15 protein-coding genes are annotated in these 21,015 nt (G+C 53.9%); 4 read left to right on the top strand and 11 right to left on the bottom strand.

Annotated features, from left to right (window positions below; genetic code table 11):
• Positions 1-303 precede the first annotated feature (303 nt).
• Positions 304-1,062 (top strand): NYN domain-containing protein, encoded by a 759-nt coding sequence (locus X474_RS25100; protein WP_044352969.1) that lies wholly within the window; start codon positions 304-306, stop codon positions 1,060-1,062.
• A gap of 778 nt (positions 1,063-1,840) precedes the next feature.
• Positions 1,841-3,784, top strand: a complete 1,944-nt coding sequence (locus X474_RS25095; protein ID WP_044352901.1) for a chemotaxis protein CheW — start codon at positions 1,841-1,843, stop codon at positions 3,782-3,784.
• Here the strand turns inward: X474_RS25095 and pgsW are convergent, their stop codons facing one another.
• The 11 genes from pgsW to X474_RS25040 all read right to left on the bottom strand — a co-directional run bounded on the left by pgsW (position 3,785) and on the right by X474_RS25040 (position 15,655).
• A complete protein-coding gene (gene pgsW / locus X474_RS25090) occupies positions 3,785-4,885 on the bottom strand; it encodes a poly-gamma-glutamate system protein (RefSeq protein WP_052515637.1) in 1,101 nt (366 codons plus the stop codon). It abuts the gene before it with no gap.
• Positions 4,882-5,322, bottom strand: coding sequence for a poly-gamma-glutamate biosynthesis protein PgsC/CapC (locus tag X474_RS25085; protein ID WP_044352900.1), 441 nt, complete (start codon positions 5,320-5,322; stop codon positions 4,882-4,884). Before X474_RS25085 ends, pgsW begins: the two co-directional genes overlap by 4 nt.
• 75 nt (positions 5,323-5,397) lie before the next feature.
• A complete protein-coding gene (gene ggt / locus X474_RS25080; protein ID WP_052515636.1) occupies positions 5,398-7,095 on the bottom strand; it encodes a gamma-glutamyltransferase in 1,698 nt (565 codons plus the stop codon).
• 52 nt (positions 7,096-7,147) lie between these two features.
• Positions 7,148-8,164, bottom strand: a complete 1,017-nt coding sequence (locus X474_RS25075) for a hypothetical protein (RefSeq protein ID WP_082464634.1) — start codon at positions 8,162-8,164, stop codon at positions 7,148-7,150.
• Between the two features lie 3 nt (positions 8,165-8,167).
• Positions 8,168-9,334 (bottom strand): succinylglutamate desuccinylase/aspartoacylase family protein, encoded by a 1,167-nt coding sequence (locus X474_RS25070; RefSeq protein ID WP_044352898.1) that lies wholly within the window; start codon positions 9,332-9,334, stop codon positions 8,168-8,170.
• Entirely contained in the window at positions 9,331-9,474 is a 144-nt protein-coding gene (locus X474_RS26690; protein ID WP_197282272.1) for a hypothetical protein, read from the bottom strand. Before X474_RS26690 ends, X474_RS25070 begins: the two co-directional genes overlap by 4 nt.
• Before the next feature lie 59 nt (positions 9,475-9,533).
• Positions 9,534-10,835, bottom strand: a complete 1,302-nt coding sequence (locus X474_RS25060; RefSeq protein ID WP_044352894.1) for an SLC13 family permease — start codon at positions 10,833-10,835, stop codon at positions 9,534-9,536.
• An 82-nt stretch (positions 10,836-10,917) separates the two neighbouring features.
• On the bottom strand, positions 10,918-12,081 hold the full coding sequence (locus X474_RS25055; RefSeq protein WP_052515635.1) for a M14 family metallopeptidase: 1,164 nt from the start codon (positions 12,079-12,081) through the stop codon (positions 10,918-10,920).
• Positions 12,082-12,189: 108 nt separating this feature from the next.
• Positions 12,190-13,962, bottom strand: a complete 1,773-nt coding sequence (ggt, locus tag X474_RS25050) for a gamma-glutamyltransferase (protein ID WP_044352893.1) — start codon at positions 13,960-13,962, stop codon at positions 12,190-12,192.
• Between the two features lie 146 nt (positions 13,963-14,108).
• Entirely contained in the window at positions 14,109-14,663 is a 555-nt protein-coding gene (locus X474_RS25045) for a DUF6305 family protein (RefSeq protein WP_052515634.1), read from the bottom strand.
• 98 nt (positions 14,664-14,761) lie between these two features.
• Positions 14,762-15,655, bottom strand: coding sequence for a MurR/RpiR family transcriptional regulator (locus X474_RS25040; protein ID WP_044352892.1), 894 nt, complete (start codon positions 15,653-15,655; stop codon positions 14,762-14,764).
• 886 nt (positions 15,656-16,541) lie between these two features.
• Between X474_RS25040 and X474_RS25030 the strand changes: the two genes are divergently transcribed.
• Both X474_RS25030 and X474_RS25025 read left to right on the top strand, forming a co-directional pair.
• Positions 16,542-17,615, top strand: a complete 1,074-nt coding sequence (locus X474_RS25030) for an efflux RND transporter periplasmic adaptor subunit (protein WP_044352888.1) — start codon at positions 16,542-16,544, stop codon at positions 17,613-17,615.
• Positions 17,608-20,898, top strand: a complete 3,291-nt coding sequence (locus X474_RS25025) for an efflux RND transporter permease subunit (protein WP_044352887.1) — start codon at positions 17,608-17,610, stop codon at positions 20,896-20,898. The genes X474_RS25030 and X474_RS25025 overlap by 8 nt, the downstream gene beginning before the upstream one ends.
• Positions 20,899-21,015 lie beyond the last annotated feature (117 nt).

Below are 21,015 nucleotides of genomic sequence, written 5' to 3'. Positions count from 1 at the left end.
TAATTACAGAAAGCCACAAGTTGTTCAAAAAGATGCGAACAAAGACTTTCCGGACGCCAGCTTTTGGATGGCACCAAAGAAAAAATGTGGCAAGCTCTTGAATTTATTTATTTTTTAGCTATTATATTAACCGGGCTGTCTGGGAATCCGGTCGAAGTCTTTTTCCCTTCCGGTGCTCCACTTTGGCAAAAAGGCTTAACCTGCATCATGAAAAATCCAGGCGGTCCACAACTGTCACGGCAAATTGCCAAGCCGGGGGATAAAAAAATCCCGGCCGTTGCAAAATATAATTTGGTAAGACCTATGGAATCGACTGAAATCAGAGACACCACACTTGCAGTTTTTATTGATTTTGAAAACCTGGCCCAAGGTTTTCCCCGAAACAAAAACTTTGACATGAACATCGTCTTGGAAAGGCTGGTGGAGAAGGGCAAGGTTGTGGTCAAGAAGGCCTATGCCGACTGGTCACGATTTAACAAATACAAGCATGAACTGCACGAACTGGCCATAGAACTCATCGAGATCCCCAAACGCAGCCAGACCGGTAAAAACTCCGCCGACATCCGCCTTTGCGTAGATGCCATGGACCTGTGCTACCAGAAAATACATGTAAGCACTTTTGTTATAGTCAGTGGAGACAGCGACTTCTCCCCCCTGGTCTCAAAGCTGAAGGAAAACGGCAAAATGGTGATCGGGCTGGGTATGAAGGCCTCCACCAGCGACCTTTTGAGGGACAACTGCGACGAGTTCGTTTATTACGAAGACCTTGAAAGGTCGATCGGCACTCCGCCGAATCTTCCCAAGGGAATATCCAAGGAAAAACGCCAGGCCTTTGACCTGCTTTTGCAGTCCGTCTCGGCCCTTATGAGGGAAAACAAGGAGATCATCTACTCCTCCATGGTGAAAGACACCATGAAAAGGAAAAAACCCTCTTTTGACGAATCCTACTGCGGCTACAGAAGCTTCAGCGACCTCTTGCTGGATGCCGAAAAAAAAGGCCTGCTTTCCCTGCGCACCGACGCCCGCTCAGGCACTTACACTGTGGCTGGATTCGGCTCCTGACAAGGGAGATATTCCTCAAGCACCCATCTAGCAGGCAAGTTGCTGAAATTAAATTTCAGCAACTTGCTCACTTGTTTTCCAAAGCTGCGCGGAATGGCGGGGCATCATTCGGGGTCCCCGAAAATGCTCTGGCATTTTTGGGGTGTATCATTCGGGGTCCCCGAAAATGCTCTGGCATTTTTGGGGTGTGTTTATGGCCCGCATAGCCATACGTTTTTCAACACCCATCTAATGTGGCCGTCGGATTGAGCGTGATATATTATCAAGAATAAGGGCTATGAATGGACGGACAAGGGCGGCAGGTCAGCCGCCTCGCGAATAAAGGATAACAAAGTCCGCCGTCAATCCCGCCATCAAGCGGCGGGTGGGCTATCTTGCCTCATGCTCCGGGGCCGGAGGGGCTCCATGTACAGGCAATTCGGCATAATGGTCCGAAATCCTTTCTTATTCCGCCCTTCGCACCCAAGAACCAATTTTCAGGCTCTAACCCTTTTGCAAAGCTGCGCAAGGATAATTGCCCAGGAAAGGGCAAAGACTCGGGATTAACACTTGTTTTTAACTGAAATCCCCGGAATAACGTTTACAATTGTATAAAGAGGCATGCGCTCATGCCAAAAGCCAGGTAAAGGTGATTCGTCAGGTGCTGTTTCTGCGGTCCCCTTTTCTCAGATAAAAGCCAAAGGGGACGTTCAGGACCAAAAAGCAACCTGAGGAATCATTTTTTTGTGAAGCTAGATCGAAACCCTATCCGAACCAAAATCATTCAGGAGGTGACTCCATGTCGCTAGACCCCAATATGATTATCCTTTTGGTCGAAGACTCTGAAATCATGCGCAAAATGGAAATCAAGATCATAAATGACCTTGGTTTTTCCAATGTGCTTGAGGCCAAGGACGGTCAGGATGCAATTGACCAGCTCAAGACGGATCAAAAGGTCGATCTGATCATAAGCGACTGGAACATGCCGATAAAAGACGGCTATGAGCTGCTTTTATGGGTCAGGGCCGATGCCAAACGCAAGGAAACCCCCTTTATCATGGCCACGGCCCAGGGCGAAAGAACCCAGGTCACCAAGGCCAAAGAGGCGGGCATCAGCGGAATGGTCTCCAAGCCCTTCACCTCTGAAGAGCTGCAAAATGTCATGGGAGCCGCTATCTCCGGCGAGGCCGCTGAAAACGGTAAAACCTACACCAGAACCCCGCAGACCACGGCGGACGGACGCCTTAAAATCAAGATGGGCCATATCCAGATCACAGACCACCTGGTTCTGGGCGTATTAAAACACCTGGCTGACACCGGTCATTTCAAGCCCGAACTCTTCACCCTGGAGACAGAATGCATGGCTACCTGGAACCAGGTGGCCGGCTCCCTGGAAAAAGGGGAAGTGGACGGCTCCCTGGTGCTGGCCCCCATTGCCATGGACCTGTTCAGCGCGGGCGTCCCCATCAAACTTCTGCTCCTGGCCCATAAAAACGGCAGCATCTTTGTGCGCAACAAAAAAGGCGGCTTTCAACAGGAAAAGGCCGCCGATTTTTTCAGGGACAAGGATTTCTACATCCCCCACCGCCTGTCCATGCACCACATGCTGGCCCACATGTATCTAAAAGAACTGGGGCTTAAACCCGGGGTGCCCGGGGAAGACGGCATAAACGTATGCTTTGAGGTGGTGCCGCCGGTTAAGATGCCGGAATTCCTGGGCCAAAACCAGGATGCCTGCGGTTTCATGGTGGCCGAACCCATAGGGACCAAATCCATTGCCGGGGGAATCGCCGACCTGCAGTTCCTTTCAGGCCAGGTATGGCCCGGCCATCCCTGTTGCGTGGTCACCTTGCGCGAAGAAGTGATAAAAGATCATGAACCGGCCATTCAGGAATTCATCAGCCTTTTGGTGGAAGCGGGCAAGTTCATCAAGGAAAAGCCTGCTGTGGCAGCGGAAATCGCGGTTTCCTTCCTGGACCCGGACGGCAATCTGGGCCTGCGCCAGTCGGTTTTGAAAAACGTGCTCACAGAGCCCCACGGCATCACCACCCATGATCTTTTCCCGGTCAAAGAAGACTTAAAACGCATGCTCGATTACATGCACCATGATATGGGCGTGGGACAGTTGATAGACCTGGACAAGTTTGTTGACACCAGCTTTGCCGGCAAGGCCTGCGGATACACCGCCCCGGAACTGGCCGATACTAAAGAGCCCCAGAAAGGGCCTCATACGCCGAGCCCGGCGGCCCTGGCCAAGGACGCGGCAGCCAAGGCCATGCTGGAGAAGGAAGGTAAATACCTGACCTTCTCCCTGGATGGAGAAGAATTCGGACTGAGCATATTGCGCATCGTGGAAATCATGGGTGTGTTGCCGATCACCCCGGTCCCCAGGGTGCCGGAATTCTTTAAGGGAGTAATCAACTTGAGAGGCAAGGTCATACCGGTTATCGACCTGCGACTGCGCCTGGGAATTGAGGAAACTGAATACACGGACCGCACCTGCATCATTGTGGTCGAGACCCAGGCCCCCGATGGGCTGGTCAAATCCGGAATTGTAGTGGATTCAGTGAATGAAGTGGTGAACCTTACTGCCGAAAATATCGAACCCGCACCGGCCTTCGGCACTTCACTCGATACTTCCTACATCATGGGCATGGCCAAAGTGGACGAAAAAGTCAAAGTTCTTCTGGAGATAGACCAGGTGCTCTCCGAAGAGGAGATGGCCCAGGCCATGGGCTTTTAATCAAAAGAAAGTATCTTTATCAGTAGCCCCGGCCTTGGTCGGGGCTACTGCCCGCCAACGTCTTAAGCCAAGCACAAACGCAAGATAAAGCAAAATCCCCAACCAGGCGAGCCATGAACCAATCCGGGCAGGGCCTTGTTGGCGGGGCCGGGAGTCAAAGGGAATGCCTTCTTTTTGCGAAAGCCTTTTAAGGTTCAAAAGATGAATCACCGGGAGCCCCTTTTTCAGAACACGCCCCAGCACCCCGTTGCCCCCGTTTTTCTTTGAGCCTGCCGGTATAAATCCCGGCGGCAGGTGTAAAAAAACCTCATCAGTGCCCAGATTGGCCTGAGACCCGCCTATATTGATAAACAGCTTGGGATTAAATGCGGTCAGCAGTTTCACCTTGGCCTGGATCATCTGGCTGAGATCAGGCTTAACCAAAAGCTCAACCCCTTGATTTACAGCTGTTTTTTCTAATTTTACCCGCATGTTGAGGCTCAGGCCGCCGCCGGTTTCAGATCCCCCGCCCAAGGTGTAATAATCGGATTTTTTGGTGATAAAACCAGCGTTTCGCAACTCCTCTTCCCATCTTGGCCAGGGAGACTCGGCCAGATTGGCCCCCCAGGTTGACGAACCCAGGGAGACAACAAGCAATAGCTTAAGCTCACAGGCCTCGGCCGCCGCCAGGGTGTTTAAGATCAAACCGGGAAAGGAAGAAGAAGTAAAGACCGCCAGGCGGTCCCCGGGCAGAAGCCCCATCTCCTTGAAACGCCTTACAAGCCAAACAGACCAGGAAGGATTAAGAGCTGTCCTCTTGGCGCTGATATCACCCAAGGTGGTGGTTAAGGAAGACCATTCCACCCCCACAAGGCCCTGGTTCCAGGGATCCGCATCCGGTGTTGAAGCCAGGCCGCGCTCAGCTCGCCACTGGCTCATATGGATTTGGGCCGCCCTGACCTTCTGCCACAAACGGGCCTCTTCCGGGTTCAGGCCCAGGGGAGCGGCCCAAAGCCAGATTGCGGCCAAAATCAGGGTCAAGAGGATGAGTCTGAGCTTGGAACCCAATATAAAACGGGCTTGCCTTTTCAATGGATCCGACCAGGTATGGAGCTTTTTCATGCCCAAAACCCCATGACAATCTGACTGGCCAGGGCAGCGGCGATTGCCGTGGAATAAGCGCCGCCAAAGGTGGGGGCAAAGCCGAATTTCTCCAGGTCGGCGGCCATGAGCCCGGGCACCACCCAGCCCAGCCAAAGGGAAGTTGGGCCTATCCAGGCCTGGGCCGCCATGCGTAAAACCAGGGCGAAAACCATGGCCCAGGCCAGGCGCTGCCTGCCGTATGTCCCGGTGAACCTCACCAAAAGCACCAGAAACAACCAGGTGAGCAGGGATGCGGCCAGGGCCAGGCCCAGGTTAAAAGGCTCGGCCAAGTGCATGGCCAGGATTCCGGGAGTAACCATACCGCCGGTTCCCCAACCGGTCTGCCGGTAAAAAAGCATGCCCAGGAGGATGCCAAACCCCAGGCAAAGGCTCCCATAATCCGGCGCAAAGGTCATCTAGTCTCCACAGGTTTAGAAACGGTTCAATAACACAGGGGCCACTTTTACGGCTCCGGGTCCCTGCGGTTTTGCTCAGAAACCCAGGGCGCGGCCGTCCCGGCGCGGATCCGCCGCGCCATGCAGTCCGGCGGCCTTACGATCGAAACTCACTCCTTGAGCCCCGCCGAAATAAAGGTCATAGGCCCCTTTCTCTTCCAGCTCATGCCCCATTTGCCTGAGCTTTTCCTGCACATCTTTGGGCAGGCGTTTTTCAAACTTAAGGGGCCCCTGATGATACTGGCAAATGCGGGGAGCGTTTATGGCCGCCTGCAGATCCATGCCATGGTCCAGAAGATTGCTTATGATCAAGGCCACAGTGGTTATGATCCTCTTACCGCCGGGAGAGCCCAGGCAGGCCACGGATTTTCCATCCTTAAGGATCAGAGTGGGGCTCATGCTGCTCAAGGGTCTTTTACCCGGAGCAATGGAGTTGGCCTGACCCGGCTTGAAGTCAAAATCCGCCATTTCATCGTTGAGCAATATACCCGTACCAGGCACGGTAAGGCCAGAACCAAAAAAGAAATTCAAGGTCTTGGTCACAGCCACCATATTGCCCTGGCTGTCCATCACCGAATAATGGGTGGTGCTTGCGCTCTCGTATTTCCAGGGATCGCCCGGTTCTGGTTTTTCCGCGGTTTTCTTCCGGTCAATGCGTTTAAATAGCTCCCCGGCATAAGCCTTGGACAAAAGGCCGTTTAAAGGCACCTTGGCAAAATCAGCATCACCTGAGTAACGGGCCCGGTCGGCATAGACCAGCTTCATGGCCTCTGCCCACAAATGCCAGGTCAACGGGTTATCCGGACCCATTTTCTTGAGGTCTGAATTTTCCATGATATTCAACAGCTCAATTACATGGGTTCCGCCCGAACTCGGAGGAGCGGCAGACAGGATTTCATAGCCGCGATAGGTCCCCTTGACCGGCTGCCTTTGCCTTACCCGATAATCGGCCAAGTCCTCCAAGCTGATGATCCCCCCTTGTTTTTTCATAAATTCCACAATTTTTTGAGCCAAAGGCCCTTTGTAAAAAGCGTCTCTGCCCTTTTGGGAAATCAACTCCAGGGTTTTTGCCAGATCCGGATTTTTTATGGTGTCCCCCGGCATTTTAGGCAATTCCTCATCCAGGTATATGGAGGCCGTGGAAGGACAGGAGAGCAACGTGTCATAATATTTGGTCATCAACCCGGCCATTACAGGGGTTACCTTCACCCCCTGTTTGGCCCTTTTAATGGCCGGGGCCATAACCTCCTGCCTGGACATGACGCCGTACTGCCCAAGGGCGGTGAGCAGGCCCGCCACCTCTCCGGGCACAGCCACGCTCAAGGCCCCAAGTTTGTTTGCGTTATTCAAAGGAAGATCATTGCCGCCCAATTCGTACATATCCGCCTTGGCTTTTTGCGGAGCCTTTTCCCTGAAATCCAGAAAAACGGTTTTATTGGTTTTGGCCAGATGGATCATCATAAAACCGCCCCCGCCCAGTCCCGATGCATTGGGCTCCAGAACTCCCAGGGCAAAACCCACCGCCACAGCGGCGTCCACTGCATTGCCGCCTTTTTTCAGTATCTCCACCCCAATCTCAGAGGCCTGGGGCGTGGCTGCGGCCACCATTCCCTTTTCGCCGAGGGCATCCCTTTTCAGATCAACCTCGGCCTCGCAGGGAGATGGGTTCAAAAGGGGGAGGCAGGTTGCCATGCAGATCGCGCAAACAGAAAAGGCAATTTTAAAAAGGGACATAGACGCTGCTCCTTGGCTCTTGTGTACAGGCTCGGGCAAAGGCTTTTTGAGATTAATCAAAGGAATTTTCAGTCAACAAAAAGGCCAAAGGCCGGCCGGCCAGATTTCCACAACCAAAATAATTATTCCCTGGACTGAAAAGCGCACTGAAATCCGCGTTTGACTTAAGGCGGCGATATACCGAACCAGGGGGCAGAGGCCAGGGGCGATCACCGATCACAATCACCTTTTGCCACGGTTTTTTTATGAAAGGGTTGAATTCCCTTAAGCGTAAAGGCCTGTCCCTGCGGTGATTGAATAACAGGGATGTTTCCTCAAACCTCCAGCCAAGGGAGTCAAAGGCAGTCCGGGTGCTTTTAAGGTCGTTTACGGCAAAACCCAGGCCCAGGCTGCTCCCTTGACCCATGTCTTTGATCTGAAAGTCCGCCAGGTCCGGTTTGAGGGCCTTCATGGACTTTTCAGAACGACTCCGATCCAGGCCCAGCTTCTGACAGACAGCCAAGGCCAGGGCCAGGTTAAGGTCCCTGTGATCACCGGCAACCCGCTCCAAAGGCTCGGGAGCAACAGTAAAATCAACCTTTTTTTTATTTAAGGCCGCGGCAACCCCCGGCTGGGAGGCCGCCTCGGAAGACAACACCACCCGGCTTTTTTCAGGTATCCCGGCCAGGAGCGCCTTGGCCGCCTGTTCGCGACCCGGGCCCCACACCTCCTGGTGGTCCGCCCGGGTGTTGGTAAGCACAATCAGATCCGGCTTGAGCCAGTCGGCAGCCAGGTGCTGCAGAAACGGATCCACTGCGTTGTTTTCCAAAACCACGGCCTGAGCCGAGGCAGGCAGCTCCTTCAGCCACCATCTGGTCTCTTCCACATGCCCGCCGTTCAAGCGCAGCAAGACCCTTGCGTTCTGCCCATACAGGTGTCTCGGCAAGACACCGGTTATGCGGGCATGGGAGTCAAGACCACAGGCCTGAAAGGCCGTAAAGATGAGGCGCACCAGGCTGCTTTTCCCCCGGCTGCCGGTAACCAGGACCCGCACAGCGGCGCTCAAATGTCCGGCCGGGGTGCGCACCATGGATCAACCCTCTACCCCAGCTAAAAAGGCCCCTGTTTTCCGGTCAAGCATTTCCTGAAAATCAGGCAGGCCCTGAACAATCACGCCTTTATCCGGTTTTACAAATTCCAGCATCTCCATAAAGGTCTTTACCGCAAAAACATGTCTGGCCACCCTCAAATCAATAGTCTGGCTGCCTTTATAGGGGATGTACAAGTGTCCCAGGGCGGCGGCCTTTTTATAGGCCTTGTCCTCCCCGGTCAGGACCAAGCGTTCGTCGGTCTTGCCCCGGAAGCGGCCCTGGCTGGGGTTGGCGGTCTCCATGAGGATGGCCAGCGTTTCAGTGGAGTCGCCCCACTCCCTGTGGCTCAACCCCCTGAGCCGTGCGGGCGAAGGCTCAAGCCGCATCGGCACCCCACTGGCCTCCAGCTCCATCATGACCATGGCAGCCAGCTCCATGGCCCTTTCATGGGCCACAATGGCGTTTACCACAGGGTATTCGGGCGAAGCCTCGTGTAGATCAAAGGCCAGGTCCACCTTTTCTTTCTTTATGAGCTGAATAATGGCATAGGCCAGTTTTTCGGTTATATGGCCGTCCGGCCTGCCGGGATAGCAGCGGTTCAAGTTGCTGCGTTCGCTGCCTGCCAGTTTCTGACCCGAGGCGGGATGAACATAGATATCCGGATTGGGCCATTCATGGATGGGGTTGCTGCCCCTGGAGCCATAGCGGAAAACCCGGCCCTTGCCTTTTTTCTGGGCAATGGTGAAGGTCTTGGGGTGACCTTCCTGGGCCGTGGTGTGTTCCCTGCCCATGGGGTTGTTAAAGGGGATCACAATCAGACGCCCCTTTTCCACCCGGGCGTTTTCCAGAACCACCACACCGGCCACCATGGCGGCGGGCTCATTGGCATGGGTGCCGCCCAAAAGCAGAACCGTTCCGCCCTTTTCCTTTCCCTCTTGCACATAGACAGGGGTGTCGGCCGGGGTGTCCTTAATGCCTTCGAAATAATCTGAAAGCATCTTTTGCTTAAAACCCGCCTGAGGTTTCACCATATCCACCCCGGCGGGCGGATTCAGCATGGAACGGTAACTTCTACCACTCAGGTAAACCACCAGCAGGGCTGCAAAAAGCACGATAATGGCGGTAAGGACCGTACCTTTTCCTTGGCTTATATCTTGGTTTGATTTCATTTGATTAAAAGCATCCTTAAGATCAAGGGAATGCTCACCAACCCGGCCACAACCTGGCCCCAGAAGGTCTTTTCCCTGAACAGGCACCTAAGGACCAAAAACAGGACCAGGGCCACTATCAGTCTGTATATCCACTGCATGTACACAAAAAGTCTCCCCAGGGGTCTTTTCCCAATAAAAACAAACCTGCGAAACAGGATCAATAGGTCATTACACCGGCCACATAGTTAGCCAGAAGAATCACTGAAATTCCCCAGGCAGCGGTGACCAGGCCGGGCACAATGCAGACCTTCAGGACCTTCATGTATTTTTCTTCCTTGACCACCTGGGCCGCGAAAAGCCCGGCCAGTGCGGTGGGAGGCATGAGGTCTCCCAACCCGGCGATAAGGCTCAGCGCACTGCCGACCACGATCTCGTTCTTACCCAGAAGGGCCAGCAGAAAAGGCACGCCCAGAACCGTTGCCGAACCATAGGCGCTCACCGCGCCGAAAATCGGCATGGAGGTGGCGATCCCCACATAAAGCAGCCAGGCGGGCAGGGCCAGGGCCGAGACCACGAAAAATCCCCGCATGCCGTTTAAGGTCATTATCTGGATAAACATGCCCACCCCCACCAGGATGGCCATAACCGGCAGGGCGTCTCTCACCGCCTCGGTGGCCGCTTCCAGGGGATTCCACTTCACCCCGGTCAGCAACCCGCTTAAAGCGGCGAGTAAAAAGGAAAGGGGCATGCCCAGATCGGGCCAGTACTCGGGGAAAAGGCTTTCTCCGCCCAGCAGCACGAGCAGCAGGAAAAAAGGCAAAAACAAACGGGGAGTCAGGGGGGTGGCCTCCATGCGATCAAGCTCGCCGGCCAGTGCACCCATGCTGTCTTCGTCGGCCTTGTTCTTGCGTAAATAGGGCAGAATCAAAAGCAGCCCGGTAAAAACCGCCAAAGGCACCGTGCAGATCAAAAGTGGAATGGTGAAGCCCACATAGGGCATATCTATGCCCCCGCCGATGATCATGGCCGGTATGTTGATCGGCGGCGCGGCCATGCCGTAGATGGCGGCCATGGCAATAGCCGCCGCGGTATGCACCTTCGGCACGCCCAGGCGCATCAAAATCGGGGCCACCAAAGCGCCCGCGGTGAGCACCGCGGCCGTGGAGGAGCCGGTGATCATGCCGGGGAACATGATTATGGCCATTATGCTCATGGTGAGCAAAAACGGCCGTTTGAAAAACCGCCTGATCACCCAGGCGGCGACCGCCTCCAAAAGGCCTATATGCTGCACGGTCTTCATGAAAATCATGGCCGTGGCTATGATCAGTATGGTGTCCAGATAGCCAAAGGTCCCCTCCACCAGATGGCGCAGGGGGATGCCTTGGCCGGAGACAAGGCCGCCTGTCATGGCGGCGATCACCATGGCTACAGAGATGGGAAGCTTAAGAGTAAAAGACCCCACCGCAAACACCCCCACCATGACAAGGGCGTAGAATCCTTCGGGCCAAAACCAGTCCATCTATTTCTCCCGGGGCGTGGACACCCGGCCGCCTTTGGCAACAGGCAGCCGGGTAAAAACTGTAGATGCTATAAAAAACCGATCAGTTCAAAAATGCGCCCACGCCTTTTGCCATCAAATCACCATAGCTGGGCAAACCTTTTATAATCAGCCCTTTGTCTTTTAAAAGCTCGTAATTTTCCGCCAGTTTTAAAAAGAGCCTGACATGCAGGCCCACCCGGTGGGCAAAGGGATATTTGGGGTTATTTATCACTTCGGCGTCTGAGGCATCCCAGTCCTGGCCTGGATTGGGGCTTTCACTCAAAAAGGACACGCAGTCAGTGGCGTCGCCGATCTCCAGATGGCTGAGGCCCCTGAAGCCCTTGCGGGATTCCTCCAGCTTCATGGTTATGCCCGCATCCTCTTCCAGGTCCAGAATGGCGCTGGCCGCTATCTCCAGACCCGAGGGATGGGAGACCAGGGTGTAGGCCAGGCGGCCGCTTTTCTTTCTGTTCGGGGCCTGTTTGCCGCTGGGGGTGCTGGCCTCATGGCAATCCAGGCAAAAATCCGCCTTTTCGGCCTTTACAAGCTGAATAATGCCATAGGCCAACTGCTCGGTGGGGGTTCCGTCCTTGAGCCCCGGATAGCAGCGATTCAAATTGCGGGCTTCGTTGCCTTTTTTATTAACATACCCTGAGGGGTGCACATACTGCTCAGGATCAGGGACCTTTTGATCCTTGGGATCGGTTCGCCGGTTTCCATAGCAGATGTAGCGGGGGCCGCTTCTGCTTTTGATACCGTGCCAGCGAGGAATATTGTTTATGGTGTCTCTTGTGGAAAGGCCGCTCCGGTTGGCATAGGGAATGACAATAAGTCTTCCCTTTTCCACCCGGGCATTTTCCAGCACGCAAAGGGCTGCGGTGTGGGCCGCCACTTCACTGCAATGGGTGCCGCCGATCAAAAGGGCGGTTGCTCCTGGTTTTCCGCTCTCAAAAAAGAAAACCGGGGTGTCTAGGTTGGTGCCTTTCAGGCTTGGCATATAGTGGGACAGCCAGAGTTTTTTGGTAACCCCCTGGCTGGGTCTTATATCGGGATAAACAAAGGCCGCGTTGGCCCCGGTCACCGGGCCCAGTCCCACCAGGGCTAAAGATGCGCCCAAGGTAAGGGAACCTTTTAAAAAATTTCTGCGGCTGACCGATGAATCTCCTGCTGAATCAGGGCAGGAGCCCTGCTCTGCGGCGGCCCTTGTAACAGGTTTATTTTTCATGACTGGCTCCGTCAGTTAAAACCGGATCAACTACCGAGATCTGCTTTTAAGCTGTCATAATAATTTTTGGGCCGGGGCCGCCAACGCAGCCCCGGCTCTTTTAATTGATCAGTTCAGTTCAGGCGCGGCTGCCGCACCCAAACGACGAAGGGTGCCCACACCCAGGAGCTCGCCGCCGGGATACACGGCAATGGTGTTGGGGCCGCCAAAGTAAAGATGGGGATACTCATAGGTCTTGACCTTGTGACCAAAGACCTTTTCCAAGAACTTCATGGTCTTGGCAGGATAGTTGTCCTCCATGCGCAGGTCCTTGTAGGAATCGTAGCCCGTGAATTTGGGGGCTTCCACCGCGTTTCTGAGATCCATATTGAAATCGATTAAGTTGACCAGGATCTCGATAACCGTGGAACCGATCCTGCCGCCGCCCGGAGAACCGATGATCCAGCGGATCTTGCCGTCTTTTTCCACAAAGCAGGGTACGATGGTGGTGCGGGGGCGACGGCCGCCGACCAGGTTTTCAGGGCTGCCGGGTTTCGGCTTGCTGGTGAAGTTGTAAAGTTCGTTGTTAAGGAAGTAGCCGTCCACCCAATTGCCGGTGCCAAAGAAGTAGGAGATGGTCTGGGTCCAGGCCACGGCGTTGCCGTCTTTATCCATCACCGAGAAATGGGTGGTGGAGGAATGCTCAACCGGGGACTGTCCCTTGAGGGAGGCCACCTTTTTCAGCTTGGCTTCGGCGGCTTTGAGCATGACATCCTGGTAAGACTCGCCATTATTGTACTTGGCAGGATCACCCACCCGGGCGGTCCGCCAGGTGGCCGGGTCAGAGGCCTTGGCCAGGTCAATGCGCATCATGCGCTGACGGGCATATTCCTTGCTCATGTAACCGGCTTCGGGGATATCGGGGGTGGTGTTGGGATCGCCCAGGAATTTGCGCTGGTCCAGGGCGGTCAGGATCATGGCTTCCTGCATGAGGTGAATCGCCAAAGGATCGTCCCAGCTCATGGCGCCCATATTGAAGTGTTCCAGTATATTCAAGGTGGCCGCCACCCTGGGGCCGCCGACCGGAGAACCGGGCAGATACAGGTCATAACCCCGGTAGGTGCTCTTAACCGGCTTCCTTACCAGGGCCTTATAGGCCTCAAGGTCGGACTTTCTGGCCCAACCACCGTTTTTCTGCATAAAGGAGTCGAGATTGTCGGCCAACTTGCCCTTGTAAAACTCATCCACGCCCTTTTCGGCGATCAGCTTCAAGGTCTTGGCCAGAGCGGGGTTCTTAAAATAATCCCCTTCGGCCCAGGGCATGCTGTCATTAAGAAAATCAGGGGCGTTTTTGGTGACCTTCTCAAAGGTCATCTTGCTGACCTTGGCAAAGGTCTTGTTGACCTTGAAACCCTCTTCAGCCAATTTCACGGCCGGAGCGATCAGATCGGCCAAAGGCAGGCTCGCACCAATCTCATGGGCCTTGGCCACACCGGCCAGAACGCCGGGGATGCAGAAGGCCTTGGGGGTGTACCTGGCCTGCTTCAAGGTGAGTCCGGACTTTTTCAGGGCCTCGTAACTGGCCCCCATCGGCGCCGCGCTTCTGAAATCAATCGCCACCTTGCGACCGTCCTTGAGGGCGATAACCATGTAGCCTTCGCCGCCGATGCCGGAGGCATAGGGCTCCACCACGCCCAGAGCGAAACTCACCGCAATGGCTGCGTCAACCGCGTTGCCGCCCTTTTCCAGAATCTCGGCGCCAACCTTGGCTGCCAGGGGATTGGCCGCAACCACCATGCCGCTTTTTGATTTGAGCATCTGACCCTGTTTTACGGCCAGGGCGCCTGTGGCAGTAACCAAAAGGAACAAAAGAACAACAGAAATACAACTTAACTTTTTCATCAACCCACCTCTCCTTTGTTACTTGTGGGGTCATTGCTCACAAAAGATGATTTCACCTCCTGCCGGAGCTCAAAGCCCCCCACAATGGACATGACCGGAGAACGCAGAAATCCCGCAAAAGGAGCCCGGCAGTCTCCGGCATGGGATTACTTGATCACGCCCCAATCGGTCAGAACCTTTTTCAGGGGAACGGAGGTTTTGCGGATATTCTCGGCGGATAGGATCTCTATATCCTTGCTCGCCAGGTTCTTGTCGAAGATGCCGTCATGGTTGCTGCCCTTGACCACAATCACCTTGTCCGCACTCGGCACGGCGCAGGTGATAAAGCTGTCTGACAGCTTGCCCCTGCGGCTCTTGCCGCCCACATGCATCACCAGGACCTTGATCCCCTTTTCCTTGGCCGCCTTGAGCAGGTCTTCCAGCCTGCTCTTTTCCTGGTCCTTGTCAATGCCTGCCGCGCCCAGGCCCTTGGAGCTGCCGCCGACCACGGCGATAAGAACCTTTTCGCCGCTTAAATCAGAGGCTTTCAGCATCTTGTTAAGATCGGCGCTTACCTTCATTTTCTTCAAGATCACCTTGACCATCATGGCGTCCGGGCTCTGGCCCGCCGGAGTAAGGGCAATATCAGCGGCAAAGGAACTTTGCGCGCCGAGCAAAAACAATCCAGCCACAACCAGTGCCGCCATCCATTTTACCCTCATGGTTTTCCCTTTCGTCTTTTTTGGCTTTCCCAAAGGGAAGCCCTTTTTGTTTAAATTTCCCCTAATAGGGTTTTACCAATATAAACTGCCAAAATAATTTATTTTTCATCAAAACCGTCACCCTTGAACGAGCTAAAGGAATGCCCCAGGGTGTCGGCCAGAAGCTGATTTTTTCTTAATTGCTCTAGTGAACCCTCCTGGTTCTGCAGAGCAACCCCCACACTGAGCATATTGGCCAGCATAAAGGGGGCCACCATGGAGTTGGTGAAGGCCAGGCTGTCGCTGACCGCCAAAAGCACCAGATCGGCGAACCGCTGGGTCTCTCCCACCCGCGAATCGCTAATAAGCATGGTTTTCCCTCCCAATTCCTCTTTCATATGACGGAACACCTTGGGCATGTCCTTGGAATAAGAAGGAAAGGAAAAAGCAATCAAAAGGTCTTCGCCTGTGGCCATGGCCATTTTTTCCACCAGCACATGCCCAGTGGCGTTTATCTCTATCACATCTTTTTTAATACGCCTCAACCTGCCTGAGAGAAACCTGACAACACCGGTGGAAAGTCCAAGCCCGGCTATTATCAGCTTTCCGGCCCGGCACATCATGGTCACAGCCTGCTCGATATCCTGAGTGCTGTTCAGATAAAAAGTCTGGCTGAGATTCTGCTGATCAAGCTCGTAAATTTCGTTTAAATATCCGGCCTGGCCTATATTCCGGATTGTGGAGTCCAATTGATCGCTGGTGGAAAGGCTTTTACGCACCAGCTTTTGCATAGCTTTTTTCAGCTCGGAATACCCGGAATAACCCAGGGTGCCAGCTAGACGAATGACCGTTGTCTCACTCACCCCGCTGGCTTTACCCAGCTCTGAGCAGGTCATGAAAGCCGCTACCTGCAAATTGGCTGATAAATACTCAGCTACCAGCTTTTCACCCGGGGTAAGTCTTGAGTATGAGGCTTGCAGTGAGCCGAAGAATTTTTTATCCAACAGCGTCATGCAGTTTTTCCTTCATATTTTCAATTAATAAAGTATATCATTCATACTTTCAACTTAAAGGTCAAGCTAAATTTTATTCCTTTTAATTATTTATAAAATTATAATATTTTCAACATGTTATACAAAATTATAACCTACTGAATACACAGATTTTAGCCCATTAATGAATCTTGTTCACAATGTTTAAACATTAAACTAAGGATATTCTTAGTTTTCGTATACTATTTTCCACATTTTTTATAGAAATTAATAAAGACAAAACCCTACATGATATGTCTTTTTATATATTTTTCTTTTCAGCGGGCGAAATTTTTTCAGCAATGAAGTAAGCCATAAAAATATTTATGACTAATGTATTTAATGCCTAATTTTTCAGGTTAAACTTAATCTTAAACAGTAATTTCCAAGACTTCTTTAATGCAAATTAATCTAAAGGGGCCTTTTGCCTGATAATTGTCTCCCTAAATGCCTCCGAATTAAAAGCGGCAATGAATTTTTCACCGCCCAAAACAGCGCGTTACATACTCGCCTTCAAAGCCTCTTTAAGGTCTTTTTTTGACTGTTTGACCAAAACCGAACCCTTCCCCCGGTATAAACGCGCCTGGTTGAAGTATGTAAAGCCTCTTGCATTGACCTTTTATTTGTCTATCATGAAATATAATCTTTAAAATCATAGGCATGGCCACACCCCTTCTCTGGACAGGCTCACAAGTGTCATGCCTTATATCTGTTATATCAGATAGTTAAGCCATCAATGCGGTATACTGAGCTTATTTAACTTAACCAATGCAAAGGTTTATCCCCTTGTGGTAAACCGGTGTACTGAATCGGGGAGAGATCACTTTCCCTAAAATGTTACGGTTAAAAAGCGGTAGGGAGCGTTTGAATGAATAAAAAAGCCATAAAGGCGCTTACCATATTGGGTGGGGCCTTGTGCCTTATCCTGTTGATACTGTACACAGGCGGTTTTTTCACCACCGGTAAAATCGCACCGGGCAAAACCGCAGCAGAACTCCCTCACCCTAAGTCGGTCTATCAGGATTTAAAGGCTGAAATTCAATCCTGGCCTGATATTTACGAAGCAGTCGGTACGGTCAGGCCCACCACCGAGGCCCAGGTGGAGGCACAGGTCAGGGGCAGAATTCTTAAAGTGCAGGTAAGGACCGGAGACAGGGTTAAGGAAGGCCAGTTGCTGGCTTCTTTGGCCGACCAGGAATACCGGGCCAGGGTGGGCCAGGCCCGGCACCAGTTGGATTCCGCCCGGGCGGCCCAAAGTCTGTCCGCCACTGAATACGGCAGGCTGCAAAGGTTGGCCAAGGTGGGAGCCGCGCCCAAAAGTGAGCTGGACCGGGCCAAGGAGGCGGACCAAAGGGCCAGGGCAGCCACCTTGCGGGCTGAAGAAAGCCTGGAAGAGGCTAAAATCGCCCTGGGTTACACCATGATTAAGGCCCCGGACGCAGGGCAAATCGTCAAAAGGCTGGTAGACCCCGGAGACCTGGCCCTGCCCGGAAGGCCCCTTTTTATCCTGCAGACAGGCGCGGCCATGCAGCTCGAGGCGCTGGTGCGTGAAGGCCTGATCAACATGGTGAAGCTTGGTCAGGAGCTTTTGGTTTCCATACCGGCCATGCAAAAAACCATGCCCGGCAAGATCGTTGAAATCGCACCGGCCGCAGACCCGCAGACCAGGGCCTTTTTGGTCAAGGTGCATATTCCCGGAGACCAGGGAGTCTATTCCGGCATGTTCGGCAGGCTGCTTATTCCGGTGGGAAAAAGCCGGGTTATAGTAGTTCCCGGGAGCGCCGTCTTCAGGGTCGGCCAGCTGGAGATGGTCCTGGTCAAGACCAAGGAGGGATATGAGCGCACTCATGTAACCACCGGCAGGCAGCGCAAAGGCATGGTCGAAATACTCTCCGGACTGAGCGGCAAAGAAACCCTTGGCCAGGGGCCGGACCATGAGTAATCGAATAGAGAACCCCCAAGACATGCCCCGCCTGGGGCCTGTAGCCAGAATAGTTCAACCTTTTCTGAACTCACAGGTTGCGATCATCCTGATACTCCTGGCCGTATCTCTTGGTGCGGCGGCTCTTTGGCTCACCCCCAGGGAGGAAGAGCCACAGATAGTAGTTCCCCTGGCCGATGTTTTTGTGCAGGCTCCGGGGGCCAGCGCCCGGGAAGTGGAAAAACTGGTTGCCACCCCCTTGGAGCGGCTTTTATGGCAGATAGACGGAGTGGAACATGTCTATTCCCAGAGCCGCCCGGGGGGCGCCGTGGTTACGGTGCGGTTTTTTGTGGGCCAGGACCGGGAAGAATCCCTGGTCAAGCTGCACAATAAAATAATGATGAACCAGGACCAGGCCCCGCCCCTGGTGAGGTCCTGGGTGGTTAAGCCGGTGGAAATAGACGATGTGCCGATCGTCACCCTCACCCTTCACTCCACTGAGTACAACGATCATCAGTTAAGGCGCATGGGCGAAGAGGCAATGGCCCGCCTGGCCCGGGTCATGGACACCAGCCGCATCACCTTGGTCGGCGGCAGGCCCAGGGAAGTTCGGGTGGAGCTTATCCCTCGGCTCTTAAGCGGCTTTCAGGTCACCGCCCGCGAGGTTCACCAGGCCCTGGCCGGGGCCGACGCCTCCTTAAAGGCAGGCCGCTTGAGCCAGGGCAACCGCTCCTTTCAAGTGACCAGCGACTCGTTTTTAAGCCACCCGGAAGAAGTGGGGGACCTGGTGGTGGGAGTGCATCAGAACAGGCCGGTCTATTTAAGGGATGTGGCCCGCATCATAGACGGACCTGAAGAGCCTGCAAGCTACACCAGAATCGGCTTTAGCCAGCGTTATCTCAAAGAAAAAGGACAAGACCCCAACCAGGGCTCCCACCCGGCAGTCACCTTGGCCGTGGCTAAGAAACCCGGCACCAACGCAGTGATGGTGGCCGAAGACGTTCTAAAAAAAATGCATGATCTGCAAAAAGAAATTCTGCCCCAAGGGGTGGAGGTCCGGGTAACCCGAAACTACGGAGAAACGGCCCAGGTCAAATCCAATGAACTTTTAAATTCCCTTTTCTTTGCCGTGATCACCGTGGTGGCTCTTTTGGCCTTCACCCTGGGCTGGCGCGAGGCCCTGGTGGTGGCCCTGGCGGTTCCCTTGAGCTTTGCCCTGGCCCTTTTTGTCAACTACCTGTTCGGCTACACCATAAACCGGGTGACCATGTTCGCCCTGATCCTTTCCCTGGGCCTGGTGGTCGACGACCCCATAACCAATGTGGACAATATCCAGCGTCACATCATCATGGGGCGCAGAAGGCCCCGCTGGGCCACCCTGGAGGCGGTGCAGGAGGTGCTGCCGCCGGTGATCATGTCCACCCTGGCCATTATCATCAGCTTTTTGCCGATGTTCTTTATAACCGGTATGATGGGGCCCTATATGGCCCCCATGGCCGCCAATGTGCCGCTCACCGTAACCTTTTCCACCCTTTGGGCCCTGACCGTGGTTCCCTGGCTCAGCTATCATCTGCTGAAGAAAAAAGCCCCCGCCACCCCGGCAGGCCTGGATTCCAGCCTCACCAAGGCGGATCTTGCCTCCGGATTCATTTCCAGGACATACAAGGCGGTGGTGGAGCCCTTTTTGGATTCCAGGGCAAAACGTTGGCTTCTCCTGACTATAATCCTGGTGCTTCTGGCTGCTTCGTGCTCACTGGCCGTTTTACGCAAAGTGCCGCTCAAGATGCTGCCCTTTGACAATAAAAACGAATTCCAGCTGGTGCTGGATCTTCCCGAAGGCCAGACCCTGGAGGAAACTGACCGGGTGGTGCGCCATTTTGAACGCTACCTGGCCCGGGTGGCCGAGGTGACTGATTTCACCAGTTATGTGGGCATCTCCTCACCCATGGATTTCAACGGCATGGTGAGGCACTATTACCTGCGCCAGGGAGGGAATGTGGCTGATATCAGAATCAATCTGGCAGCCAAGGAAAAAAGGAAGCAGCAAAGCCACGCCATTGTACTGAGACTGAGAAGGGACCTGGCCCGTATAGCCGAGCAATACGGGGTGAACCTCAAACTGGTGGAGACCCCGCCGGGGCCGCCGGTAATGTCCACCCTGGTGGCGGAGTTGGAAGGCAGTCCCGACACCCCCTATAACAAGCTGATCAAGGCAGCCGGGCATCTTAAAAAAGCCATGGCCGAAGAACCCAACGTAGTGGATATAGATGATTCCGCGGAAACCCCGCGTACCAGAATAGATTTTAAGATAGATAAAGAAAAAGCGGGCCTGCACGGGGTTACCACCAGCCGGATCGTTGAGGCCCTGAGGCTTGCCTTAAGCGGCACGCCTGCGGCCACCATTCATCTGCCCCATGAACGCCAGACCCTTTCAGTCTGTCTCACCCTGCCCAGGGCCCACCGCTCCAACCTGGTCAGCCTGGGCGAGATGCCGGTGCGCTCAAAAAGCGGTCACGTCTTGCCCTTGGCCGAGCTGGGAAATTTTGTCAGGTCTCCCTCTGAGCAGCCCATTTACCACAAGGACCTCAAACCGGTGGTCTTTGTCTATGGTGAAGTTGCCGGGCGCTCTCCCGCCACCGCCATTTTGGATATCCAGTCCCGCCTGGAAAAAGATCCCCTTCCCCAAGGGATGCGGGCGAATTGGCAGGGAGAAGGCGAGTGGCACATAACCTTAAGGGTTTTCAGGGACTTAGGCCTGGCCTTTGGGGCCGCCCTTATGGGGATTTATATTCTTTTGGTGCTGCAGACCGGATCTTTTTTCATTCCGCTTCTGCTGATGGTTGCCATTCCGCTGACCATGCTGGGGATTATGCCGGGTTTCTGGCTCTTGAACCTGGTGGCGGCCCATCCGGTGGATATATTCCCCAACCCCATTTTTTTCACCGCCACTTCCATGATCGGGATGATCGCCCTGGGCGGAATTGTAATCAGAAACTCGCTGGTGCTTATTGAATTTGTGCAAAACGCCATGGCCGAACACGGATTCAGCTTGAAACAGGCCATCTTGCGTTGTGGGGCGGTGCGCTTCAGGCCCATTGTGCTCACCGCCCTTACCACTGCCCTGGGAGCCTGGCCCATAACCCTGGACCCCATCTTTTCCGGTCTGGCCTGGGCCCTGATTTTTGGGCTGTTTGCCTCAACGGCCTTCACCCTCTTGGTGGTGCCGGTGGCCTATTATGCGGTCTATCACAGAAAAGAAACCATCTCCACAAACGGAAAAACAGGGGATAACCCCGTGGGATAATAGTCCAAACCAGCCATTTGAGGCTTTAATACTCATTTGGGGCGTCCTAAATCGCCTCGAATGGATATTTCTGGGGTGCCAAATCCCCCTTAAGCAGTATAATTGGGATCACTCATG

Origin of the sequence: Dethiosulfatarculus sandiegensis, from assembly GCF_000931935.2 — a bacterium.
Lineage (GTDB): Bacteria > Desulfobacterota > Desulfarculia > Desulfarculales > Desulfarculaceae > Dethiosulfatarculus > Dethiosulfatarculus sandiegensis.
This window is presented reverse-complemented; position numbering and strand designations above follow the sequence as displayed.

What these genes read in the sequence shown, in the direction of transcription:
- X474_RS25085 (WP_044352900.1), bottom strand. Translation starts at nt 5,322, where the DNA reads ATGACCTTTGCGCCGGATTATGGGAGCCTTTGCCTGGGGTTTGGCATC.
- X474_RS25025 (WP_044352887.1), top strand. Translation starts at nt 17,608, where the DNA reads ATGAGTAATCGAATAGAGAACCCCCAAGACATGCCCCGCCTGGGGCCT.
- ggt (WP_052515636.1), bottom strand. Translation starts at nt 7,095, where the DNA reads ATGTCCCTTTTTAAAATTGCCTTTTCTGTTTGCGCGATCTGCATGGCA.
- X474_RS25040 (WP_044352892.1), bottom strand. Translation starts at nt 15,655, where the DNA reads ATGACGCTGTTGGATAAAAAATTCTTCGGCTCACTGCAAGCCTCATAC.
- ggt (WP_044352893.1), bottom strand. Translation starts at nt 13,962, where the DNA reads ATGAAAAAGTTAAGTTGTATTTCTGTTGTTCTTTTGTTCCTTTTGGTT.
- X474_RS25045 (WP_052515634.1), bottom strand. Translation starts at nt 14,663, where the DNA reads ATGAGGGTAAAATGGATGGCGGCACTGGTTGTGGCTGGATTGTTTTTG.
- X474_RS25075 (WP_082464634.1), bottom strand. Translation starts at nt 8,164, where the DNA reads ATGGTGCGCACCCCGGCCGGACATTTGAGCGCCGCTGTGCGGGTCCTG.
- pgsW (WP_052515637.1), bottom strand. Translation starts at nt 4,885, where the DNA reads ATGAAAAAGCTCCATACCTGGTCGGATCCATTGAAAAGGCAAGCCCGT.
- X474_RS25030 (WP_044352888.1), top strand. Translation starts at nt 16,542, where the DNA reads ATGAATAAAAAAGCCATAAAGGCGCTTACCATATTGGGTGGGGCCTTG.
- X474_RS25095 (WP_044352901.1), top strand. Translation starts at nt 1,841, where the DNA reads ATGTCGCTAGACCCCAATATGATTATCCTTTTGGTCGAAGACTCTGAA.
- X474_RS25055 (WP_052515635.1), bottom strand. Translation starts at nt 12,081, where the DNA reads ATGAAAAATAAACCTGTTACAAGGGCCGCCGCAGAGCAGGGCTCCTGC.
- X474_RS25060 (WP_044352894.1), bottom strand. Translation starts at nt 10,835, where the DNA reads ATGGACTGGTTTTGGCCCGAAGGATTCTACGCCCTTGTCATGGTGGGG.
- X474_RS25070 (WP_044352898.1), bottom strand. Translation starts at nt 9,334, where the DNA reads ATGAAATCAAACCAAGATATAAGCCAAGGAAAAGGTACGGTCCTTACC.
- X474_RS26690 (WP_197282272.1), bottom strand. Translation starts at nt 9,474, where the DNA reads ATGCAGTGGATATACAGACTGATAGTGGCCCTGGTCCTGTTTTTGGTC.
- X474_RS25100 (WP_044352969.1), top strand. Translation starts at nt 304, where the DNA reads ATGGAATCGACTGAAATCAGAGACACCACACTTGCAGTTTTTATTGAT.